Genomic DNA, 20,652 nt, shown 5'->3' on the forward strand with positions numbered 1-20,652 from the left:
AAGCGATGTACATTGCCCAAGAAACCGACCCTGACACTGATAGAGCTCGTTCCGTCATGGGAGCCCTCGATGACGGCCGGTTCGTGATCGCGGATCTAGAACGGGAAGATCGATGGATGTCCGTTGCACAGGCGGTCACTGCTGACCTAGAGGATACCCGGTGATGGTTGATGGCCGTTCGATCCCCTAAATCCATCGAGGGTCGGTCGCCGCTCGAGACGGGTCGACTGCTCGGGATCTTCCTGTTCGACCGCGAGAGCGGACGGTTCGCACCGAGAGAACAGGGAGACTGCAAACCATAATATCCCAACGCTGAGCGAACCGGAGGTTCGCGATGTACGCGAATCTTCGATTCGCTTGACTCGGGATTCCTCCGCCTTCAGGCGGAGGAGGATGTCAACTCCGCGGTCTCGCTACACCTCTATGAATTTCTGACGGGGTTCGAGACGCCCCGTGATCGACTCGTCGTGCTTTGTTGTTACGTCGCCTCGGGATTCAGCGGAGGGACGCTCCGAATTGTCCTCCCACAGGCACTCGAATTTGTATCGGTTCTTTTGTGGTAAGTAACGGTGACACACATCAACCGTTATGGGGGCTGGGTTGGATAACTAACTATGGATCGCTCGCATCCACCCCTCGGAATCAGCGTTGTCTCTGTCATCTGGTTGCTGATGGGTCTGTTGAATGGAGTACAGATCGTTCAACTTGTGACCACCGGACCAGTGCCATCCGAAATTTTGCTCCCGCTGGGTCTGATCAGCGGACTCTCGATTGCCTACCTTGTGGTCGGTATCGGTCTCTGGAAAACCCGGTCATGGGCATGGAAAGGCGCCATCGTACTGGCCGTCATCGGTATTATCGGGAGTTTCATTCAGCAACCTGTGGGGCTCTTCGTTGCCCTCTTGTTGCTCTGCGTCGGGATCTATCTGATACTCGAGCGTGATCAATTCCTATCCGGCGAAGGTGCCATTTGACTTCCAGTCACGAAACGGTAACTGGGTTTGAGTCCGCCACGAGTGTAGACCCACCGAGCGGCGTGGTCGGCTGGACCGGTGTCTTCGTCACAGCCCACCCTTTGCCGCCTTCTGGTGAGAAATCTCACTGACATTTCATTCATTTCGTCCGCGAGACCTCCGCTTGCTCACGCTCACTTCATTCGCCGTTCGCGTCGAGCCATTCTCTGCGGTCGCGGATCGCTTCGCTCACAACCGACTATTATGGGTGTGAATCAACACTCGCTCAGTATCCGAACGCTGCCCATAGCAGCACCACGAACACCGGTAGGAAGCGACGACTACCAGCGAGGGCGCCAAGACTTATATCGTGACGGTCCGCTTGGCCGCTGCTGGGTCGAAGAGGCTCGGCTCGCCGAGATCGGCTGGGAGGACGATTTTTCGGTGGTCATGGCTCCTCGTGGGTGTCCTCTTCTGTACATCCAAACCCCGAGAATTGGAATATCTGATCGGAGTTAATCAGCGAAACCGATTCGATCTCGATATCGAACCCGGCCAGATCATTTTGAATGGCCGCAAGTTGGTTTTGACAGTTCGTGATAGCGACAACATGGAAGTTGCGGCTGCCACTGTGGATGACTCGAGTACGAGTTACTGCTGGAAGTTGTCCGACTTCTTGGGAGATACTCCCGTATTCATCCGGCAATATTGTGCACACAAAAAGTACCGGGAGAAACCCGAGCCGCTGATAATCGATACGGGTTTCATAGCCCTCGATCACCCCGTTCGATTCCAGTTTATCGATTCGGTTTCGAATCGTTCCCGGTGTCACATCGACTCGTGCTGCTGTATCCGAAGTTGAAAGACCGCGTGCATTGAGGAGGAGGTCAGAGAGAACCTGCGCGTCGATAGCGTCAGTCTCATACACTGAATCCCGCGTGTGTTCAGACGGTGAAGTGGTTGTCATGTTTCAGTCCACCCTTTTAGAGCATTGAAGATGCGCGCTTTCATCGACTGGTTGATCAGATCCATTGCGGCGTCATCACCGTCGTCAACCGACCCGACGAAGCCCAGGGGCACCTGTCCACCGGCCATATCGTGGTGGCCACCCGCACTCCCTACCTGATCGAACGTTTCCTTCATCACATCGCCGATATGAAGCTGAGCATTGCTCGTTCTACCACTGAGGCAGACATTGTCGTCAACGATACCGTACACGATGGTCGTACTCACACCCTCCAACTGGAGGAGGTAATCAGCAGCCTGGGGGATAATGTCGCGTTCACGAATCCGGCCAAGAGAGGAAACGAGACAGGACGACCGGACCTCTCGATTGGCAATCGCATCACCGATGCCGCTAATCGTCTCCGGTGTGAACACCGAGTTGGTCAGCTCTTCGATGATGTTGTGATCTGCATGCGGGTGGAGAACACACGCAGCTGCGTGTTCTGTCGATGTTGTCCCACGGTTGAAATCGAGCGTTTCACGATGGAGGCCGAACAAGAGGGCTGTCGCAAGGCGTGCATCCAGTTCGATACCGTATACTTCCAAGTACCTGGTCAGTAGTGTCGCCGTCGCCCCAACTGCAGGCCGATGGTCCACGAATTGGCCCTCGATCTCGTCGGCTGGGTGGTGGTCAATGACGATGTCCGGCGTCATATCCTCAGGTGCGGAGTTATTTTGTCCCGGAATACCGTGATCGACGAACGCAACGAGTCCGTAGTCAGAGAGGGTAACCTGGGTAATCGACCTCAGTTCTATATCGAGAACATTGATCATCGCTCGATTCTGTTGATGCGTTACTGTCCCGCCATGTACGATATCGACGGCTGGTACCTCCCACTCTTTAGCAATCGCTTCCAGTGCGAGGGCGCTTGCGATGGTATCCGGATCGGGGTTGTCGTGGCAGAGAATCGCAAGTGAATCAGTCGAGGCTATCAGATCCTGAAATCGCCGGTGGTCGATATCTGAGTCATCGATCAGCGTCGCTAGAGGGGTGGTCGATTGAAATCGTTCCGATAGCCCCGTCAACTCAGACATGCTCAAACCCCTCTAGAGACGGAGACTCCTCACTATCAGGGGTGCGTTCGATGGCCTGTTTCCACCGATAATAAACCGAATCCAGCGCGTGAGACGGTTGGCGAACGGTGAGTATGGAGGTCGTCGGTTGCGGTTCTAACTCGTCTGGAAGCGACTGACCAAACAACCGTTGGAGAAGCGGCTGCTTCGTCGGCGCGCCGAGAATCGCAACATCGTACTTCTCGATCTCCTGCAGGAGTTCAGCCACGACATTATCAGATTCCCGTGATTCAAACTCGGCGTCGGGGAGGTCCGAAAGGATATATTCTGTGAGGTCGAGCGCCTTGCGCCCTTGCTGAAGGCGCTCCGCGTCCGTACTTTCGGAAAGGTGAACTCCACGGATACTCCCCCCGTAGGTACTCCCCAGAGCTCGTGCAGTCTCCGCTCCGAGAACCGAATGAGGACCTGTGCCAACGGCAAGTAGGATGCTAGAAATATCGTCTAGGGACGATGTTTCGTCTCGGTCTGTTTCGTCCTCCGGATCCGCCACCAAGAGGTCCGTCTTTGTGCCCAGTGTTTCGAGATAGACGGCGCAAGCCGCGGTCTCCAAGATCGTGCTGAACAAGGATTCATCCCATAGTCGCTGCTCACTCCTACTACCCTGAGCGAGAAAGATGGCATCGTAGCGCTCACCTGTTGTACACTCAGCAAACACGTCATCGGGTACGTGCCCTACGATAACTAACCCCGACACTGGCACGTCTTCCCGACAATCGGCCACGGCATCCTTGATCTTCGCCACCCGTTTCCGTGCGAGATCGATAACCCGGGTCATTTCCTCCGAGAAACTCGCATCGGCCACCTTGTTCAGGCTGATCTCACTCGGGGCAGTTACGATGCTGGCTATCGTCACCGAACCGTTTCGATCATCAGCAATGGCGAGCGGAGTTCGTAGGAGCCGATGGATATCCAACCGGTCGTAATCGACTGTCTTAGCATCTGGGAGGGGAACTAAAATATCGTATGACGGAGATGAAACGGGCCCGTGAGCGGCTATTGAGGATGTCTTCAGCGTTCCATCGGGGTGCTGAACTGGAACCGACATTGGATCTGTCATGTCCACACCAAAGAGATATCGGATAGGTCGGATACCCACTGGCGCTCCTCTTGGTGGATCGCCCAATACAGCGAGGTGCCGCTCATGTGGGGAACCGATACGCTATCAGCTACCCACCTGGCGACGGGTGAGTATATCATGATGGGTGGTACGGGGAGAAAGTACGATAGAGTAAAAATCGTTTTCGGTATCCCTACAGAGTTTTACAAAGAATTAGTCGTAAAATTCTGAGTCCTCCTAAAGCTGGCTGCTCCAGTGTAGGTACTATCAGACAAGCTGCTTTTATGCCCAACGCAACGTATTCATCTATCTTCCGGCTGATTTATAACTTGAGCGGGAACACGTTTGACAGGCGTTTACAAGCATCTACTGTAGCAAAGTAAGTTCTGACTGGGAGGGCTAGGCCTCAGCGGGCGGAATGAACTCAAAGTAGATTACCGTCAACTTCCGTGAGAGCTTCTGTCGCCACGTCTCCTCGCTCGCGTTCGTGAATATGGTTCGATGGGCCGCGTGGACGGCCCGACGCACCACAAGGGCCGTCCCCGCGAACCGACCACCAGACGATCGGTTTACCCGGTAACTCCTGTCCGAGTTGGTTTGCGGTGTGAGTGGCGACGCTGTCGCGTCGGCGGCAGCCGCCGCCGACAGCGACAGCCCTCTGACCATTCGTGCAAGATTCTCTCGTCGAGACCGACAGTGCAACCGTTCCGCCACAGAACTCAGGCTTCAGAAACAACTAGCCGAGGATGCTTTATGAGGGACTGGGGCTTATTCGTTCTTCCCTGTGAATGTGTACATTACCTCGCCAGTGACGCCCTCTTTCGAGAATACCGTAAGAAGATCCCCGGCATGAATCACAGTATCCCCACGCGGAGTCAACACTTCCTCACCACGCTCGATTGCCACCACGAGTACATCGGTACCCAGAAGCCCAGCGGAGTCCGCTTTCTGCAGTGTTGTCTCGGCCACAGGGGAATCCTCTGTCACAGTGATTTCGAATACCTCCGCTTCACCCGCTAACGACATGAAGTCTTTCACCGATGGACGCTGCACGGCCCTGACAAGATACTCTCCGATAAGCCGCTGTGGGTTTTCGAGGACGTTCACACCGATACGACGGAAAATCTCCATGTGATCTGGGTTTTGTACAACGCTGACCTTAGATTCGACTTCGAGTTCCTCGGCCAACAACATCACCATAATATTGGTCGCGTCCTGGTCGGTTGTAGTGATGACCGCATCAGCCTGGTCTGCACCGGCATCGATCAGTGTGTCTTTGATTGTCGCATCGGAATTCAGAACAAGACAATCGTAATCACGGCTCACCTGCTCGGCGATCTCTGTATTCGTCTCGATCACAACGATCTCGTTTTGGGTCCTCGTCAGCAGATCGATCACCTGGGAGCCTATGGCCCCCGCACCGACAACTATAATGTACATGCTGATACGTTAATCTCGGGACTGCTAAGTGTTTCTCTCCGTAGTTTCCAGCAACCCTTTATATGCGATATAGGCGACAAACCCACCCGTATAGCCGACTGCGAGTAGGATCGATGGTATACTGCGGCCAAGGAGCGTGATTGTAATAATCACGATCGGCCCGAGAATAAGCAGCGCATCGAATACAGCGTCATCTGCGCCAGCCGTGAGGAGCGAGCCAACGAAGGGAATCTGTTCGAACCCCATTAGTCATACACCTCCATCGAGACGAACAGACCCCGCAGAAGCACTAACACCGGGATGATTTCGAGTCGGCCGATCCACATGTTGAACAAGAACATGGCCTTCGTGACCGTTGGCATCCCAGGTCCGGTAATACCCGACGAAAGCCCGACGTTGCCTTGTGCGGAAGCGACCTCAAATAGAACGTTTTCGACGGTGTATCCCTCTGGACCCATCGGAAGCGCGGCCATCAAGACGAATGCAGCGAGGCCGAGGAACAGAAGCCAGAGGAACGTGATGATAGCGGCCTCTTCGAACTCCTGGGATGCTTCGTCATCCGATAACGCCCTGCCATCCAGTCGGAACGTGCGAACAGCACTCGACGGGTAGAACACGCCACGGATACGAAACAGGATGCCCTTTCCAAGGGTGAGCAACCGAATGAGTTTGATACCACCGACGGTTGAGCCGGCAGCTGCTCCGACAACCATCCCGAATGCGACTGTCAACTGTGCTGGCGCTGACCATCCCGGTCCAAGCGAGCCCGCAGTCTGGAACCCGGTGCACGACGCCGCCGAGACGAACTGGAAGAGAGCATATCGAAACGTCTGAAAGAGCGTTGCTGCCTGTCCCTGAAGGACGGTTCCAGCAACGGCGACCGTCCCTGTTTGGTAGAACCCTTGAGCAAACAGGAAGGCGGTCAAAATCAACGTTCCGAGGCTAAAGAAAATGAATATCCAGCGAGTCTGGAGATCTGTGTAGAGATTCCGGAGGTCTCCCCGCAGTATGAGATAATGGATCGGGAACGCGATACTCCCAAGAATCATGATCGGGATGAGTGCGAAGTCAATGGCGACGCTGTTGTACGTACCGATCGAGTTATCCGTAATCGAGAACCCACCAGTTGCGAGTCCAGTCATCGCGTGATTGATCGCATCCCACATCGGCATGTCCGCCAGCCACAGGAGAAGAATCGAGAAGAACGTGAACAGGAGGAAGATCCACCAGATCGTCCTGACGGTGGAAACGATACTGGGATGGATCTTCTCCGAGCGTGCTTCACTCTCATAGAGCGTGAGTGATCCACTCCCCGGGCGTGCGAGGATCGCAGTCGTAAGGACAATGACGCCCACACCACCAACCCACTCGATAAACGAACGCCACCATTGGAGTGTGTGCGGGAGGGCCGCCTCGTTGTCAGTCATCGTCAGTCCGGTTCCGGTGAACCCGCTCATACTTTCGAAAAAGCCGTTGAGTGGATTCTGAAACGCGGCGAGTGTATTGAACGTCCTGGTTCCTTCGGTCGTGAACCGGGCCGGGACTTCGAAGACAGAGGGGTCAAGTTGCGCTGTCCAGGCAATGAGCAGGAAGGGAATAGAGCCGAATACTGCGACGAAGAACCATCCGGAGGCGGCAATCATCATCCCATGCAATCGACCTGGATCATCTGCGTCCTGAAAGGTCCGCGACAGTCCAACGCCAACGAGCAAGGGGAGTATTCCTGAAAGGACGATTCCGGGAACGACCCACCACTCTCGCCAGACAATGGGGATAAGAACGGAGACGAGAATGAGTCCTGCTAGCGCCTCGAGCATCTGTCCGAGGTCACGAGCAATCGTCCCGAGACGATTCGCCATACAGTATCCGTTTGCTGAACAGGGGTTTAAATCGGCTGATTTCGGACAGCGAATAGACTGTCAGATTGTGCAAGGAAGTAACAGTATCAAGACGGGCCCCGTCAGTGAGAAACCTCCGGCAGCTAGCAGAGGCTATGAGCAAATTTCGTTACTCCTACCACACATGTCAATTCTTCTCATGCATCCAGGCAGTGTTCAGATAAGCACCGGGCAAGAAGTCTGTTTCTGCTTTTCACCCACCCGAATCCTGGTGGAATGAAAAGGCGAGTCAGTTTCGGGAACCCCGACGATGTAAGCACTGCAGGCCGCAACGCGGCCGAAGCGCGCAGCGAGGCACGGGACCGAAACTTGTGAGAGCTTTCAGAGCTGTCGCATGCAGATTGAGTCCGCATCTGAACACTTCCCTTTCGGGTTTGGTTATTTCTTTTGGGACCGGCTTCCTCATCGGCCTCGCTTTCCTAACGGAGGGCGAAGGCCGAATTCACAACGAGACCTCGATCCTGGCCACATGCATCGGCTTTGGTTTCGGAGCAGGCTGCTGCGAATGACGTATACCACAGTTCTCACGACGTTGATTTGACTACCTGGCAAGTGGATTTATGACATTGGCACCCTGATTTCGTCGCGTGATTTAAATGGCACAATCCTTGTTCAGTCGAGTCGTTGTTCCAGTCGCGAACGAGGATGATGCAGCAGCGACAGTCGAGGCGCTACTGCGATACGGAGACGGCACCCCTCGCGCAGTGATCGCAGTTCACGTCATCGAGAAGGCCGGTGGCGCCCCTGACAAGGCGTCCGTCGAGCAACGGGAGCTGGCTGCTAAAGAGATGTTCCAGATCGTTAGAGAACAACTCCAAGGCAACGATATCGTCTTCCAGACCGAGTTTCTATACGGAACCGACGTCGGTGACGCAATTATTGAAGCCGCGCACGATTTCAACGCCAGCGCCATCGTATTTACTCCTCGAGGTGGAAGCCGCTGGTTGAAACTACTCACTGGAGATGTGACAACAACACTCGTAAACGAAAGCGACGTGCCGGTTCTCGTGCTGCCTGACCAATCCGACGAGCTATCCGGATAGACCGTGGACGTTCCTTGAAAAAGCGACAATGTCTCGGGAATGGATACAATTAGAAGGCGATTCTCTCTACGATATCCCGAACGACGCTTTGACTCTTCAATTCTCGTGGGTGAGCTAGCAAGACGGTTGCGTCCAACCGATTGCTGATCTCTGTTGCGGGATCGCTGAATGCGAACTCGTGAATCCGTGAATGGGCAACGGTCCCGATGACGGCCATATCAGTTCCTTGTGCCGCTGAAACGAGGTCGTCAAGGAGGTCTGTAGTCCGAACCACGTCACTGGCGGTCGGGGCTTCACAGAGTGTTTCGAGTTTACGGTGATACTCACGTGTTGCAGTTTCCTGGTTATCAGAGGCGTCCTCGTCAATGGCAGTGAGGAATCGGACTCGTGCATCGTGGTGGACGGCAAGGGCGTCCGCGAGAGTGACCTTGAGCGGTCGATATGGGCCACGACGAGTAATGACAGTAATTTCGTCGACGGTGGTGCTGTCCCGGTCACGAAGGAACACTGTATCACAAGGCGCGTGTTCCATGAACCAGTCAACGTCGCTTCCGAGTAGCTCTGCATGATAGCGGTCTGGCTCCCACTCCCCCAACAATAGGTCCGCTTCGATATCTTCGGCGTAGTTGATCACAGCCCGTCGTCGATTGTGGCTGATGATTTCTTGGGCGTGAATCGGGACAGGAAGTTCTTCAGCGAGTTCCTGTGTCTTTCGCTCGAACTCGCGGTCTGATTCGTCCATCTCGGTCGCCGATGAGAGCGTTAGCTGTTCTGGGACTTCCTCAAACCGGACAGCGTGAACTTGCCCGTCACTCTGGGCGGCGACGCTTGCCGCGGCTGTGAGAAGTGCCCGTTCGCGACAATGTGTCGTCTGTTCATCCATGGCAACGAGAACCGCTCCACTTTCCTCGACGAACGCCCGTTCGACCTGGGAAAGCGACTGTGCGTCGGCAGACCGACGGACTGCATCGAGAGCTGCCCCCTGTCGCTCCGTTTTCTCTCGGCCGTAGATCAGGTACCAGAAAATCCCTGCAAGAATTATTCCGATCGCGCCACCAATTGCGACTAGACCCATCTGTGTGAGTAACACGATCCCGCCGACGAGGCCAAAAATCTGTACCCACGGATAGCCCGGCGAAGTGAACTGGGGGGAATAGCTTTCGAGAGAGCTTTCGCGAAATGCGATGAGGGCGACGTTGATGAACGAGAAGATGAGAATTTTGAACGCACTCGCCAGCTTCGCGAGTTCGACGACCGGGAGAAAGGCGATGAGACCGAGCAGTAACCCACCGGTCAACAAGACGGACGCAATCGGCGTTTTGAAGCGAGGACTGACCGAGCGCAACTGCTGAGGGGCCAGTTCGTCACGACTCATTGCGAACGGGAACCGGGACGATGAGAGGATGCCAGCATTCGCCATGCTCGTGAGCGAGAAGATTGCCACGATTGCGACGGTGAGTTCACCCCACTGACCCGCGAACTGCCGAGCAGCAAGTCCCATCGGTGTGATCATATCGTTCGCCATCAGCTCGTTCGGCGGTGAGACCCCGACGACGACGAATACTATCAACGTGTAGACGAGCATCATCACGACGACCGAACCGATCATCGCGATGGGGATATTCCGTCCCGGATTCTCGACCTCCTCGGCGACGGACGCAATCTTCGTGACGCCTGCATATGAGACGAATACGAAGCCCGTTGCTGCGAGCACACCGCCATTACCATGCGTGGTGAACGGCTTAAAATTCGTACTGTTTACATTGATGATACCAGAGAGCGCGAACGCGGCCAGCGAGAGCAATACTAGACTCACGATGATTGCCTGCAAACGGCCACTTTGTTTCACCCCGACAACGTTAACGATGACAAGCAGGACACCGAGGCCGAGACTCAAAAACACCAAGTACTCCCCTGGAATCGAGACGAGGAGGAGAACGTAGGCGCCGAGTCCGACGAGAGCGAAGGCACTCTTGAAGACGAGCGAGAACCAAGAGCCGATACCCGCAATCGTTCCGAGAAGCGGGCCCATTGCTCGGTCGATATAGAGATACGTACCGCCGGCCTCTGGCATAGCTGTCGCCATCTCTGCTTTCGAGAGGGCAGCCGGCAAGACAAGTACTCCCGCGAGGAGATATGCCAGAATGACACTCGGCCCGGTCTTTTTCGCAGCGAGTCCAGGGAGGACGAAAATACCGCTCCCAATCATCGCACCGATACTGATCGTGAGTGTTGCATAGAGGCCGAGGTCACGTTCTAGAGATTTTGGCATTTATGAGCTAGCCTCCAATATAATCCAACTCCACGACAGGCTCATAAATAAAACCAAAAACAGTAGCGAGTTAAATCGGCCGGTCTCGGGTCAGTTTGTGCTTACATGTGGTCGCCGAATGTATCGACGGTTTCCCGCGTTAGCCCCCCCGCGACACAAGAGTGTTACCAGGCCGTCGGGACGGACCACGGTATCTCCACGAGAAGTAATCACTTCATTGTCACGCTCAATAGAGACCACCAGCACATCCGATTGAATCACGTCACTTTCGTTCGCTTCACGCAACGCGAGGCCCGCAATGTCGGCATCAGCGGAGACAGTGAGTTCCAGGACTTCGGCACCGCCGGAGAGCTCCATAAAGTCCGCAATCGTGTGCCCATCTTGGGACTCGGCTGGACCGAATTTATCGTATGGGAGCAGTTGTTCGCTCTGGAGTGAATTCTCCTCTTCAATCTCCAACCCAATCGTGGAGAGATTGTTCGCTATCCGGTTGAGCTCCTGCATATCGTCTCCGACGGCAGTCACGTGGAGATTGTTCCTGCCTTTCAGCAGCTGTCGAACGCTAGACACCAGGGGTTCCGCGACTTGTTTTGAGAGTCGGTCTCGATCCGGAACTGGGCATGTACAAATATAGAGATTAGTCAGCTAGCCACCTGCTTGTGGATAATCGACGAGTGAATGATAGCCCCGAAGAATCCCGGCATCTTCGAGCTGTGAAATTCGATTTCGAATCGTCCCCGCCGAGACGTTCACTTCTTTGGCAATTTCGGGGGGACGTATTCCGGGCATCCTGAACCAGGTGGTAACGGATTCGCTTATCTACCTCATCCAAACGGTTGCTCATACCCAGCATTGCTCTCCGCCGGCGACAATTGATCTGGACTCGGGCCAGCACGACTCTCGTTTTGGTTTGACCAATAATTACCGGTATATATTTCGCTTTGAGTGATTGAACCAGTTCATTTATATGCTTTGGTAAATCAGTGGATGACAGAACAGCGAATGAGTCCGACTTGCGGGAACCGCTCTGCCATAGCACCCAAGTCATCACTCACCTGAACGCGAACCAACGAACTATGTCTCCTTCCAATCCATCGCTGGCATCCAACGCTAGTCGCTTGAATTTCCGCACTGCGTCGAAGACGGTCATCAGAGACATCGGTGGGCTTCAGGTTCTCATCGGTGGATCAATGCTTGTCCCCCTCATCGTATCTCTCCTCTATCAAGAGTGGTACACCGGACTGTCGTTTCTCATCGCAGCAGGTATCACCACGCTCGTCGGTGGACTTGCGTACAAATCCTGTGAGGACGCCCCGGAACCGAAACGACACCACGCGATGATCGTCGCTGCCCTTGGCTGGGTCGCGACCGCGTTCTTCGGTGCCCTCCCGTTCATTATTGCGGCCTATATCACACCGCCAGGCGTGATCGAATCCTTGATCCCTGCAGGGGCAGGGTATCAATCGAGTCTGTTGAACTTCCAGAACCCATTGCACGCGTTCTTTGAGGCCATGAGCGGGTACACTACCACTGGCCTGACGATGAGCGTTCACGAGCCGTCCGTGGGAAATGCCTTCCTCTGGTATCGATCACAGATGCAGTGGATCGGTGGTGCAGGGATGATCATCCTCTCGCTGGCGATTTTGCGCCAACCACACGGTACGGCAGGAATCTCGCTGTACGAATCCGAGGCCCGCAGTGAGAGACTCAGACCGAGCATCGCCGGTACTGCCCGTGCCATCTGGAAGATCTACGTCGGCGTCACCGCAATCGTCGCCGTCTATCTCGCTGCCGCAACGTTCTTCATCCAGCCAGGCTACGGCATCGAGAACACAATCTTCGATGCGATTAATCACGCGATGACCGGGCAGTCGACAGGTGGGTTCAGTACGCTCGACAATTCGATTGCAGGCTACGGGTCGTACGCGATGGAACTCGTGCATATTCCAGCGATGGTGACGGGCGCAATCGCAATTCCCGTGTACTACAGCGCCCTCTCCGAGCGTGATATTCGCGAATTCACACGCGACCCACAGGTCAGAACGATGTTTGCGTTCTTTGTCGTCGGCGTGATCGGGCTGACGGCGTTTCTTGCCCGGTGGGTCGGCGTCCCGTACAACGGCGACCCGGTGGGCTACGTGGCGCGCGTCGCGACGAGTGACGCGCTTCGTGACGGCCTATTCCAGTTCATCAGCGGGTTGACGACCACGGGCTGGCAGACGTCGGCAATCGGCGACTGGAACAGCGGGTCGGTGCTGTTCATCGTCCTCGGCGCGATGTTGATCGGTGGGGCGGCCGGGGCAACCGTTGGCGGGATCAAGATTATCCGTGGCTACATTATCGGACGGGGAATCAGTTGGGAAGTCTCACGCGTGTTCCGCCCCGAGCACGCGATCGACGATCTCCGGATTGGGCAACAGATCTTCAAAGCCGACGAGGCCAACGACGAGATTCGCTCGGCGGCGACGTTCGCATTCGCGTATCTCATCCTCCTGGGCCTCTCGCTGTTCGTGCTACTCGCGGTCCTCCCCTCGGAGTTTACCCTCGCGGACGCGATCTTTGAGGTCGCAACCGCACAGGGGACCGTCGGGTTGTCGTCCGGGATTACTGGGCCCGGCATGCCAGTTATCGCGGAGATACTGTTTATCGTCCAGATGTGGATGGGACGCCTCGAGATCATCCCCATCCTCGTCACGATAAACACCATTTTCCGGAGGTAGATCGTATGCACGCTCAGGAAGGTTCCGTACCAATCGTACTCGACGTTCCGGGGCCGCCGAGGCTGGGAGATAGCCCTCGACGAGTCGCCCGCTAAATACTCCACCTCGACACACACTATGTACATTATCGTAATCGGCGCCGGCCGCACCGGAAGCAAAGTCATCGAACTCGCCAGCCAGGACGACCACGAAGTCGTCGTCATCGAACAAAATACGGAGTTGGCCGAGGAGGTGAGCACAACCTACGACTGTATGGTCATCAACGCCGACGCCTCGTCGAAAGAAATCCTTCTCGAAGCAGGTATCGAAGAGGCCGACGCGCTCATCTCGACGACGGAAAGCGATTCGGTAAACCTCATGATCTCGATGCTCGGGAAACAGTACGGCGTCGAGAACCTCGTCAGTTCGATCAACGACCCCCAGCATCGGGAACTGTTCGGGGACCTGGGTGTCAATATCGTCGAGAGTCCACACGAACTCAACGGCCAGTACCTCTATCGGGCTGTCCAGCGCCCCCAGATCCAAGACTTCATGGAGATCGCTGGGGAAGCCGAGATCTTCGAGGTCACGGTCGAGGAAGGGGCGCCAGTCGCCGGGCTCAGTCTGAGCGACGCCGACAGTAAAGATCTGCTGCCCGAAGAGACGATCATGGTCGCAATCGTCCGAGATGAAGAACTGCTCATCCCCCGCGGTGAGACTGACTTTCAGGCAGGCGACACCGTGACCGTGTTCGCCAGAAACGGGGCGACTGACCGAGTCACGGGAGCATTCACGAGGCCGTGACGATGACAACTGACCGTGCGGAATCCGATATCCATATCGCTGTCCAACAACCGTCAAGAGATTCAGAGAGCGATGACGCAATTCGAAGCGGACCGGTCATTCAGGTGCCGGATTATACCATCGTCGTACCCGTGACAAGTGGACTTCTCGATCCGGAGACGGGAATCAATGTTCGACGGCTGCTACAGACAGCAGTTGCCCTCGCCGAGGACAACGATGGCCGAGTTCTCCTGCTCGGACTCGCAACCGCCGACGATGAATCCTCGCTCAAAGCGGTGCGAGAGCAGATAGAAGCAGGCAAACTGAACACGTCTGATTCGTCTCCTGGTGTCAAATTTGTCGAGGAGCGACAATCTCAACTGACACGGATCGTCGATATCGCTCAAGACCTTGGCCAGGATGTCTCGGTCACTGCGACCGTTCGCGTTGTAACCGATCCAACGAACGGTATACTGGATATACTCAAGTCCAGACGTGAGATGGCTGTCCTCTTGCTTCGGGGAACGAGTCTCGACGAAGGCGGGTTCCTCTCTCGGAGCACGATAGATGCAGTCCTTGCAGAGGCTGACTGCGACGTCTTTGTCGAAAATCTCGGAACCCAAAGTGGAAGCAACGCGCTGTATATCCCTGACATCGACGGGAACACGGTCGCTTCGTTGGCCGAATCCGAAGCAGACACCATTGACTCGGTACTGCTGCCTGTCGGAACTGGACCACACTCGGCGCTCGCTACGGAAGCAGCTCGCGCGGTGGCCAGTGCTGCAGACGCGCCAGTCACGGTTCTTCACGTGATTGATCCCGACGCATCTGGGAAATCAAGGGCTGACGCAAAAGATCTCCTCAAATTTGCAGAATACGTTCTGGGTCCAGCGGTGACGGTGGAGACCGAAATTCAAGAAGCGGCAGATCCCACCGAGGTAATCGTCGAGACGGCCCAAATGCACGACTTCACAGCGATTGGTGCGCCAGAACAGCAATCCAGACTTGAACACCTTGTGTTCGAGTCGGTTCAGGAAACACTCACGGAGCGGAGTAGGGTACGAGTACTTATAGCCAGGGATTCCGATCGGACAATGCGATCACTCTATTACCACTGGAAACAGGGTATTGATGCGATGGACAGTAATGAGTCTCAGTGAACGGCAAGAAGTGGTAGCGGATCGGATTCGTGAAGAGGCTACCGGTGAGATTCTGCGCCTTGATCCTGACGTGAAAGGGTTCCTCGTCGTTCAATAGTTATCAGATGATACACAACCGATTTTCCACCGTGTAACTCTTGAAAAACAAACCGATGGATCTGAGTCACTCCACTGGGCGTATATCGGATCCGTAAACGAGTGAGACAATGACTCATCAGTGGGGTCAAAGCGGGTGTGACGCCATATATGCGTGCGTGCGGTGAGTTATCGGATCGTCCTCTGTGCCGGGGAGATCAAGGAGCAGGAAATCGTAATCTTGCTCCACCAGCGCGACGCCGACGTGCGCAACGGTCGTTGTTTTTCCAGTTCCTCCTGTATCCAAGAAAGCGGCGGCCCGCAATGTATCACCCATCGAGATTTATCTACAGCAGTTCTTATAGTGAATTCTGTAGCAGTAAATGTACATCAGATATTAATCAACTACACCCTATAGGAACCCACAAGGGATTGCTGGCGACTTGACCATGAGTAGTCAATTGGGTTGGAGTTTTGTTAACCAACATTTGGGAATAGTCTTACCATGTGTTGGTTAACAGCACCTTCTGACTTCGTCGCCTAGGGTCACGGGATGACAAATTGACTCGTCGTACGGTCGCTACCCACCTTTTGGGGTGACTTGTAGATGAACTCTCATTCGACGCGGGGTGCTGACCGCAATCGGTCCCTCGCTGACCAGGCCGATCCAGCTACGGACGAGATGATGCTGCCACAGCTCGATGACGGCATCACGCTGCTCGATGTCGAGGGAAGCCGCGGCGTCCCGATCCTACAGTCGCTCGTGCTCGACCACCTCCTCCTCAACGACGGACCCGCCTTTTGGGTCGACGCAGACGGACACGCGACGACGGCCACGCTGACGCAGATAGCCCCCAGTCAACGGTTGCTCAACTGAATCCACGTGGCACGCGGATTCACTACCTACCAGCACTACGGCGCCATCTGTGATCTCCCGACGGCAGTGAACAAGTCGATCCGGAAACCCACCGCTGATTCCGGGGCGGCCGGTCGACGGGCACCAGGTCGCGACGAGGACACGTCGCCCCACACGCCTGCCCTCATCGTCGTGCCGGCCGTTGACGCCCAGTACCGTGCCGACGATACTCTTCTAGGTGAGACCCAAGCGAAAACCCTTCAAGCCAGAACTCTCGCCCGATTAGTGACCTACGCCGAGGGGTACGACATCCCAGTGCTCGTTACTCGAAACGAACGTAACGAATTCGCCGAACAGGTTACGACGGTCACCGACCACCCCCTAGAGTGCGAGCAGACCCAAATGGGACCACAGATCGTCGACAACGGTTTCGAGCGGGCAGCACTTCCCAACCAGATCCGTTGAAGGCCGATTGATTGAGTGTGATTTCGATTATAATATTCACTCCACCACAGCGATCGCTTCCGAAGGTTTATCGCAAGCCCAAACTGGAATAGATAGGTTTTGCGTGCTACCTACGGATAGTGTTCAGATAAGCTGGTTCCATGCAAATGCGAAGGATCTGAGCCAATCGTCGGCTGTTTCTGCAGCGGCGTGGCTAAAACAGTTTTCAAACGAAGACGTTCGACGTTTTACCTCACGAAAGACACGTTCGACGCTGTTCCGATTTCCACGTCTTTCGTATCTGAAATCGAGACCGTGTCGGTTGCAGGCGTCTTTCAACGAATGCGACCCATCGATGAGAAACACCGCGTCGTCAACGTCGTGTTTCTCACGCAGATCGTGAAAGAACGCGTGAGCGATGACTGAATTAGTCGTCGGCTCAAGCTTTGTATGTAGCAATTCGTTTGTTTCGGGATCGACGGCGGCGTACAGCCAGTATCGCTCGTCATCGAGTCGGATCACGGTTTCGTCGACCGCAACGTGACCTGGACTCTGTCCATCTTCGGGCTGTAGATCGGCCTTGTGCACCCAGTTATGGACAGTCGAACGCGCCCGTTTGACACCAGATATGTCGAGAAATAAAATAGTATTCGAAAGCGATAATCAAGCGAGATGGAGTTGAATACTAAGTTTCATCAGAAATCGCGGTGTCGCTTCTCGCTCCACAAAATCTAAGTCTATCTGGTCGATATTACCGCTGAGGCGTGCGTTTTCGGGCATTATCACTTTGAAAACGTCACGCCTCACTCTTCAACCCTTATCTGAACACCGCCGTTGAGTTTGATTTCTACGAAAAAGATAAACTTGAAGAACAGCTTGGTCATGTCGAATGTTATATCGAAGCTGATGAAGATCTCAAGAGAATGCATAACTCCGAGACGAGAGGTGGTACATATACGATCCCAATTGCGGGAGACGATTAAAAAGAGGAGTCAGAACAAGATCAAGAAGCAGAGGATGAAAATGATACTTGAAATATATAGAACGATGGGAGAGAACGCGTTCAGCGAACAGTGGAGATAATGACCCATATCGCCCTCTTGACTTCTTAAGACCAACAATCTCGATAGCAAGATTCGTGCTCTTGACCACGTCTCTTCCAAGACTGAGGTCTTCCCCTGGGTGCCAGATCCTCGAATACACACAGATCCCCTCTCAAAATTCCCCTTGGGCGCTCCCACAGCCGAAACAGCGGATCGGCGAAGTCCAGCCCGAACAGCGCAGGTCAAACAGGCCGACACTGACGCCCGATGCCAGAACGAAGAACGGACTCACGACCGCGCCGTTCATGTCAATCTTGCCAAACGCCATCTACGCTGTCACCCCCGTTACGGCCGAGAGCGGTACGCAGTCGGTACAGTACGTCGAGCCGAACACCCCGACTTTGAACCGCTTCAGTCGGGTGCCACAGCACTTGCAGTGCTGCATACCCGGGGCTGGATGCTGGTCCGGTAAAAGACAGGTCGGCGAGGTGGGGGCGGTTGCGGGAGAGGGAGAGTCAGAGTTGCAAGATCAGGATGCGTGGAACGCTTGAAGTGACCGAAGCGCTTACATTGTAAGCGTTGTAAGGACAGCACACGAATCCCGAACAATGGCGTGCAGGTGGCGCTGGGCGTCAGAACAACGGATCGTCCCTCCCCCCGGATAACAGGCTCACCGGATAATGGGTTCACGCCTGCTAAAACGGGGATGAACGTGAAACAACAAAGCACTCAATCGCCATGTCGAAAGCAAACAAACGAATTCCCGTCACGGAAGACCGATGGCGCGAACTAAACGAACTCAAGGCCGCAGGCGAAACGTACGACGAATTACTCGAAGAGCTAATTCAAGAACACCAGCGGCACCAGCTCGCCGAGCGGGCACGGGAAGTCCGCGAAGCCGACAGCGAGGAGCTGACGCCGCTCGATGAGCTATAGTATACTCATCGGAGACGAGGCCCAGGAGTATGTATCCGCCCTCGACGAGAAGAGTAAGCGGATTGTGAAGAAGAATCTTCGGAAGTTGGCAGACGACCCGTATCCCCGCCCGGGCTCCGGTTCCGGCGATATGGAGAAGTTGGTCGTTGACGGTGAGGAACTCTATCGGCTTCATATCGGTCGGACGCATACTGCGTTCTACGTCGTTCGTGAAGACGAACGAGAGGTTCGAGTGGTCGATATTACGACGATCGACGACGCTCACAACCGATACGGATTCTAACCGATTTTTTAGTCACCCCACACGTCGTCGGCCTCGTCGGCGAGCTGGCGGCCGATGCACTCGATGTAGTCGTTCGCACTGGAGAGATCGGCGTGGCCCATGGTCTGGCGGATGAATTGGGCGGTCGCACCGTTCCGGGCGATCAGCGTCCCGTAGGTGTGACGGAGGACGTGCGGTGTCACGCGCTTGCGGAGATCCGTTTGCTCGGCCACGCGCACGACGCGTTCGTAGATCGCCTTCCGGGTGACGCCGACCGCTTCGTTGCGTTTGAAGAACTCCCGCATCACCCGCAGCGTGTCGGGATCGCGGATCGGCACGGTCCGGGCGGCGTCGTCGGTCTTGGGCGTCCAGCCGTCGGCTTCGGCCGGCACCCGGAGGTGTTCGTGCTGCCAGTCGATCCACTCACTCCGTAGGTGAGCGAACTCGTCGGCCCGGAGGCCAGTGTGGGCGAGCGTCCGGACAGTAAACTCGTGGTCGAGGTCCATCCCGCTGGCTGCCTCGAGGAGGCGATCGAGTTCGTCGTCATCGAGGGGTTCGCGTTTCCAACTCATGTGACATCCACGCCGGGACTGTCCGAGAGAGGTTACAAAAGACAGGTCACTCCCCCGGTGATCACGGCGAAATTGGGGGTGGCGGGTAACAGTCCAAAAACACTGTTACCTGTTGAGAGGGCCGTAAACGTCGTCGCAAGACAAGAAAGATCCTGTCCACCAAGTTATAAATCAGAAGTTTTTCGTTGTGTTCAAGTGTCCCTTCATAGCATGGACCGCTGGCACCGACGTGACGTGTTGAAGTCCGGCGCGGCGCTGGGGGCTGGCAGCCTCTCTCTTACGACGACCACGAGCGTGCGGGCCGCGCCCGGCCAGCAAGAGTGGGTCTTCGAGACGGGCTGGGAGGGGGTCTTCTCGCCGACGGTGGTGGACGGCACTGTCTTCGTCGGGGCTCGGGATTCCACCCTGTACGCAGTGGACACGAAGACAGGCGAACAACAGTGGGCCCACAATCCTGGTGCTGATGTGGACAGTTCACCGACAGTGGTAGATGGGACGCTATATGTTGGATCAAAGGGTGTGTTTGCGGTGGATGCAGGTGTCTCAGGTTCTAGTGAAGGGTCACGGGCGATGCTCGAAGCACTGGGTCATCACGGAGACTGGCAGCATGCTGGTCAGTCCATCGATATTTCGACACCAACACCAACTGAGACTCCAACGCAGAAGCCATCACAGTCACCGACGCAGACAGCCACGGAGACGCCGGGCCAACCAGCCACGGAGACGACAAGTGTGAGCGGGCCAGGGTTTGGCGTGGTGGCTGCGCTGACGAGCCTCGGTGGCGCAGGCTATCTGCTCTCGTCACGTGCAAGCAAGAACGACGACTAATGCAGACAGGGACCACCCCCTCGGGATCTCTCCCGCTGACTAAACAATTGTAGTGAGCACTCGGATTTGACTGATTCTGGATCTAACCCTGTGCAAGATACGCGCATTGTATCTTGCAGCCGATTCCTGATGGAGTTCTGGTAGCTCACTATCTTGAGGAACTGATCGCTACATGTGACTCCCAGGGTACACACGTCGAGAATATCAGTTCTCTCGATATGCACACGAGTCGCTCGCGAGCGTGTGCGTAAT

The 20,652-nt window shown here is 55.4% G+C and carries 23 protein-coding genes and 2 pseudogenes; 11 read left to right on the forward strand and 14 right to left on the reverse strand.

Annotated features, from left to right (window positions below; translation table 11 throughout):
* The first annotated feature begins 5 nt into the window (after positions 1-5).
* The 3 genes from BN2694_RS18225 (at position 6) to BN2694_RS03705 (ending at position 974) form a co-directional block, all read left to right on the forward strand.
* Positions 6-164: a DUF7556 family protein gene (locus tag BN2694_RS18225; RefSeq protein WP_449272212.1), complete on the forward strand. Its 159-nt coding sequence runs from the start codon at positions 6-8 to the stop codon at positions 162-164.
* Between the two features lie 6 nt (positions 165-170).
* A complete protein-coding gene (locus tag BN2694_RS17890; protein WP_280176664.1) occupies positions 171-302 on the forward strand; it encodes a hypothetical protein in 132 nt (43 codons plus the stop codon).
* 312 nt (positions 303-614) lie between these two features.
* The gene (locus BN2694_RS03705) at positions 615-974 is read left to right on the forward strand and encodes a hypothetical protein (protein ID WP_135662718.1); all 360 of its coding nucleotides are present in this window, start codon (positions 615-617) and stop codon (positions 972-974) included.
* Positions 975-1,401: 427 nt separating this feature from the next.
* Here BN2694_RS03705 and BN2694_RS03710 read toward each other — a convergent pair whose 3' ends face one another.
* The 7 genes from BN2694_RS03710 to BN2694_RS03740 all read right to left on the reverse strand — a co-directional run bounded on the left by BN2694_RS03710 (position 1,402) and on the right by BN2694_RS03740 (position 7,388).
* Positions 1,402-1,920 carry an Lrp/AsnC family transcriptional regulator gene (locus tag BN2694_RS03710; RefSeq protein ID WP_135662720.1) on the reverse strand — a complete coding sequence of 173 codons (519 nt, stop codon included), beginning with the start codon at positions 1,918-1,920 and terminating at the stop codon, positions 1,402-1,404.
* The gene (locus BN2694_RS03715; RefSeq protein WP_135662722.1) at positions 1,917-2,993 is read right to left on the reverse strand and encodes a DHH family phosphoesterase; all 1,077 of its coding nucleotides are present in this window, start codon (positions 2,991-2,993) and stop codon (positions 1,917-1,919) included. The genes BN2694_RS03710 and BN2694_RS03715 overlap by 4 nt, the downstream gene beginning before the upstream one ends.
* Positions 2,986-4,089 carry a universal stress protein gene (locus BN2694_RS03720; RefSeq protein ID WP_135662724.1) on the reverse strand — a complete coding sequence of 368 codons (1,104 nt, stop codon included), beginning with the start codon at positions 4,087-4,089 and terminating at the stop codon, positions 2,986-2,988. Before BN2694_RS03720 ends, BN2694_RS03715 begins: the two co-directional genes overlap by 8 nt.
* 399 nt (positions 4,090-4,488) lie before the next feature.
* Positions 4,489-4,755, reverse strand: coding sequence for a hypothetical protein (locus BN2694_RS17360; RefSeq protein ID WP_210408907.1), 267 nt, complete (start codon positions 4,753-4,755; stop codon positions 4,489-4,491).
* A 102-nt stretch (positions 4,756-4,857) separates the two neighbouring features.
* Entirely contained in the window at positions 4,858-5,529 is a 672-nt protein-coding gene (locus tag BN2694_RS03730; protein ID WP_135662728.1) for a potassium channel family protein, read from the reverse strand.
* Between the two features lie 24 nt (positions 5,530-5,553).
* Positions 5,554-5,775 carry a hypothetical protein gene (locus BN2694_RS03735; RefSeq protein WP_135662730.1) on the reverse strand — a complete coding sequence of 74 codons (222 nt, stop codon included), beginning with the start codon at positions 5,773-5,775 and terminating at the stop codon, positions 5,554-5,556.
* Positions 5,775-7,388, reverse strand: coding sequence for a TrkH family potassium uptake protein (locus BN2694_RS03740; protein ID WP_135662732.1), 1,614 nt, complete (start codon positions 7,386-7,388; stop codon positions 5,775-5,777). Before BN2694_RS03740 ends, BN2694_RS03735 begins: the two co-directional genes overlap by 1 nt.
* 635 nt (positions 7,389-8,023) lie before the next feature.
* Here BN2694_RS03740 and BN2694_RS03745 point away from each other — a divergent pair.
* A complete protein-coding gene (locus BN2694_RS03745) occupies positions 8,024-8,470 on the forward strand; it encodes a universal stress protein (RefSeq protein ID WP_135662734.1) in 447 nt (148 codons plus the stop codon).
* Positions 8,471-8,519: 49 nt separating this feature from the next.
* Here the strand turns inward: BN2694_RS03745 and BN2694_RS03750 are convergent, their stop codons facing one another.
* The 3 genes from BN2694_RS03750 to BN2694_RS17575 form a co-directional block, all read right to left on the reverse strand.
* On the reverse strand, positions 8,520-10,742 hold the full coding sequence (locus BN2694_RS03750; protein ID WP_135662736.1) for an amino acid permease: 2,223 nt from the start codon (positions 10,740-10,742) through the stop codon (positions 8,520-8,522).
* A 90-nt stretch (positions 10,743-10,832) separates the two neighbouring features.
* On the reverse strand, positions 10,833-11,246 hold the full coding sequence (locus tag BN2694_RS17570; RefSeq protein WP_244605350.1) for a TrkA C-terminal domain-containing protein: 414 nt from the start codon (positions 11,244-11,246) through the stop codon (positions 10,833-10,835).
* A 141-nt stretch (positions 11,247-11,387) separates the two neighbouring features.
* Entirely contained in the window at positions 11,388-11,531 is a 144-nt protein-coding gene (locus BN2694_RS17575; RefSeq protein WP_244605351.1) for an Lrp/AsnC family transcriptional regulator, read from the reverse strand.
* A gap of 401 nt (positions 11,532-11,932) precedes the next feature.
* Between BN2694_RS17575 and BN2694_RS03760 the strand changes: the two genes are divergently transcribed.
* From BN2694_RS03760 to BN2694_RS03770, 3 genes are all read left to right on the forward strand, one after another.
* On the forward strand, positions 11,933-13,462 hold the full coding sequence (locus BN2694_RS03760) for a TrkH family potassium uptake protein (RefSeq protein ID WP_135662738.1): 1,530 nt from the start codon (positions 11,933-11,935) through the stop codon (positions 13,460-13,462).
* Between the two features lie 117 nt (positions 13,463-13,579).
* On the forward strand, positions 13,580-14,245 hold the full coding sequence (locus tag BN2694_RS03765; protein WP_135662740.1) for a potassium channel family protein: 666 nt from the start codon (positions 13,580-13,582) through the stop codon (positions 14,243-14,245).
* 131 nt (positions 14,246-14,376) lie between these two features.
* Positions 14,377-15,384 carry a universal stress protein gene (locus tag BN2694_RS03770; protein WP_244605352.1) on the forward strand — a complete coding sequence of 336 codons (1,008 nt, stop codon included), beginning with the start codon at positions 14,377-14,379 and terminating at the stop codon, positions 15,382-15,384.
* 223 nt (positions 15,385-15,607) lie between these two features.
* Here BN2694_RS03770 and BN2694_RS17580 read toward each other — a convergent pair whose 3' ends face one another.
* Positions 15,608-15,796: a nucleotide-binding protein gene (locus tag BN2694_RS17580; protein ID WP_342210796.1), complete on the reverse strand. Its 189-nt coding sequence runs from the start codon at positions 15,794-15,796 to the stop codon at positions 15,608-15,610.
* 345 nt (positions 15,797-16,141) lie between these two features.
* On the opposite strand from BN2694_RS17580, the pseudogene BN2694_RS03775 reads away from it, so the two are divergent.
* A pseudogene (locus tag BN2694_RS03775) lies at positions 16,142-16,765 on the forward strand (hypothetical protein); the annotation flags it as partial.
* 138 nt (positions 16,766-16,903) lie between these two features.
* Here BN2694_RS03775 and BN2694_RS03780 read toward each other — a convergent pair.
* Together BN2694_RS03780 and BN2694_RS17365 are read right to left on the reverse strand one after the other, a co-directional pair.
* A pseudogene (locus tag BN2694_RS03780) lies at positions 16,904-17,539 on the reverse strand (IS6 family transposase).
* A gap of 435 nt (positions 17,540-17,974) precedes the next feature.
* The gene (locus BN2694_RS17365) at positions 17,975-18,130 is read right to left on the reverse strand and encodes a hypothetical protein (protein ID WP_210408965.1); all 156 of its coding nucleotides are present in this window, start codon (positions 18,128-18,130) and stop codon (positions 17,975-17,977) included.
* 410 nt (positions 18,131-18,540) lie between these two features.
* Between BN2694_RS17365 and BN2694_RS03785 the strand changes: the two genes are divergently transcribed.
* Both BN2694_RS03785 and BN2694_RS03790 read left to right on the forward strand, forming a co-directional pair.
* Positions 18,541-18,738: a hypothetical protein gene (locus BN2694_RS03785; RefSeq protein ID WP_135662744.1), complete on the forward strand. Its 198-nt coding sequence runs from the start codon at positions 18,541-18,543 to the stop codon at positions 18,736-18,738.
* Positions 18,728-19,021 (forward strand): type II toxin-antitoxin system RelE family toxin, encoded by a 294-nt coding sequence (locus BN2694_RS03790; RefSeq protein WP_135662746.1) that lies wholly within the window; start codon positions 18,728-18,730, stop codon positions 19,019-19,021. Before BN2694_RS03785 ends, BN2694_RS03790 begins: the two co-directional genes overlap by 11 nt.
* A gap of 8 nt (positions 19,022-19,029) precedes the next feature.
* Here the strand turns inward: BN2694_RS03790 and BN2694_RS03795 are convergent, their stop codons facing one another.
* The gene (locus BN2694_RS03795; RefSeq protein ID WP_135662748.1) at positions 19,030-19,572 is read right to left on the reverse strand and encodes a tyrosine-type recombinase/integrase; all 543 of its coding nucleotides are present in this window, start codon (positions 19,570-19,572) and stop codon (positions 19,030-19,032) included.
* Positions 19,573-19,782: 210 nt separating this feature from the next.
* Here BN2694_RS03795 and BN2694_RS03800 point away from each other — a divergent pair, with 210 nt between their 5' ends.
* Positions 19,783-20,400, forward strand: coding sequence for an outer membrane protein assembly factor BamB family protein (locus BN2694_RS03800; protein ID WP_135662750.1), 618 nt, complete (start codon positions 19,783-19,785; stop codon positions 20,398-20,400).
* The last annotated feature ends 252 nt before the right edge of the window (positions 20,401-20,652 follow it).

The organism is Halorhabdus rudnickae (assembly GCF_900880625.1).
Taxonomy (GTDB): Archaea; Halobacteriota; Halobacteria; order Halobacteriales; family Haloarculaceae; genus Halorhabdus; species Halorhabdus rudnickae.

Bases quoted from the DNA above. Each gene is read 5' to 3' on its own strand.
- BN2694_RS03790 (WP_135662746.1), top strand. From the start codon at position 18,728: ATGAGCTATAGTATACTCATCGGAGACGAGGCCCAGGAGTATGTATCC.
- BN2694_RS03785 (WP_135662744.1), top strand. From the start codon at position 18,541: ATGTCGAAAGCAAACAAACGAATTCCCGTCACGGAAGACCGATGGCGC.
- BN2694_RS18225 (WP_449272212.1), top strand. From the start codon at position 6: ATGTACATTGCCCAAGAAACCGACCCTGACACTGATAGAGCTCGTTCC.
- BN2694_RS03715 (WP_135662722.1), bottom strand. From the start codon at position 2,993: ATGTCTGAGTTGACGGGGCTATCGGAACGATTTCAATCGACCACCCCT.
- BN2694_RS03760 (WP_135662738.1), top strand. From the start codon at position 11,933: ATGCTTGTCCCCCTCATCGTATCTCTCCTCTATCAAGAGTGGTACACC.
- BN2694_RS17570 (WP_244605350.1), bottom strand. From the start codon at position 11,246: ATGCAGGAGCTCAACCGGATAGCGAACAATCTCTCCACGATTGGGTTG.
- BN2694_RS03800 (WP_135662750.1), top strand. From the start codon at position 19,783: ATGGACCGCTGGCACCGACGTGACGTGTTGAAGTCCGGCGCGGCGCTG.
- BN2694_RS03705 (WP_135662718.1), top strand. From the start codon at position 615: ATGGATCGCTCGCATCCACCCCTCGGAATCAGCGTTGTCTCTGTCATC.
- BN2694_RS17365 (WP_210408965.1), bottom strand. From the start codon at position 18,130: ATGGCGTTTGGCAAGATTGACATGAACGGCGCGGTCGTGAGTCCGTTC.
- BN2694_RS03765 (WP_135662740.1), top strand. From the start codon at position 13,580: ATGTACATTATCGTAATCGGCGCCGGCCGCACCGGAAGCAAAGTCATC.
- BN2694_RS17575 (WP_244605351.1), bottom strand. From the start codon at position 11,531: ATGCCCGGAATACGTCCCCCCGAAATTGCCAAAGAAGTGAACGTCTCG.
- BN2694_RS03730 (WP_135662728.1), bottom strand. From the start codon at position 5,529: ATGTACATTATAGTTGTCGGTGCGGGGGCCATAGGCTCCCAGGTGATC.
- BN2694_RS03750 (WP_135662736.1), bottom strand. From the start codon at position 10,742: ATGCCAAAATCTCTAGAACGTGACCTCGGCCTCTATGCAACACTCACG.
- BN2694_RS03745 (WP_135662734.1), top strand. From the start codon at position 8,024: ATGGCACAATCCTTGTTCAGTCGAGTCGTTGTTCCAGTCGCGAACGAG.
- BN2694_RS17580 (WP_342210796.1), bottom strand. From the start codon at position 15,796: ATGGGTGATACATTGCGGGCCGCCGCTTTCTTGGATACAGGAGGAACT.
- BN2694_RS03710 (WP_135662720.1), bottom strand. From the start codon at position 1,920: ATGACAACCACTTCACCGTCTGAACACACGCGGGATTCAGTGTATGAG.
- BN2694_RS03735 (WP_135662730.1), bottom strand. From the start codon at position 5,775: ATGGGGTTCGAACAGATTCCCTTCGTTGGCTCGCTCCTCACGGCTGGC.
- BN2694_RS17360 (WP_210408907.1), bottom strand. From the start codon at position 4,755: ATGGTCAGAGGGCTGTCGCTGTCGGCGGCGGCTGCCGCCGACGCGACA.
- BN2694_RS03795 (WP_135662748.1), bottom strand. From the start codon at position 19,572: ATGAGTTGGAAACGCGAACCCCTCGATGACGACGAACTCGATCGCCTC.
- BN2694_RS17890 (WP_280176664.1), top strand. From the start codon at position 171: ATGGCCGTTCGATCCCCTAAATCCATCGAGGGTCGGTCGCCGCTCGAG.
- BN2694_RS03740 (WP_135662732.1), bottom strand. From the start codon at position 7,388: ATGGCGAATCGTCTCGGGACGATTGCTCGTGACCTCGGACAGATGCTC.
- BN2694_RS03720 (WP_135662724.1), bottom strand. From the start codon at position 4,089: ATGACAGATCCAATGTCGGTTCCAGTTCAGCACCCCGATGGAACGCTG.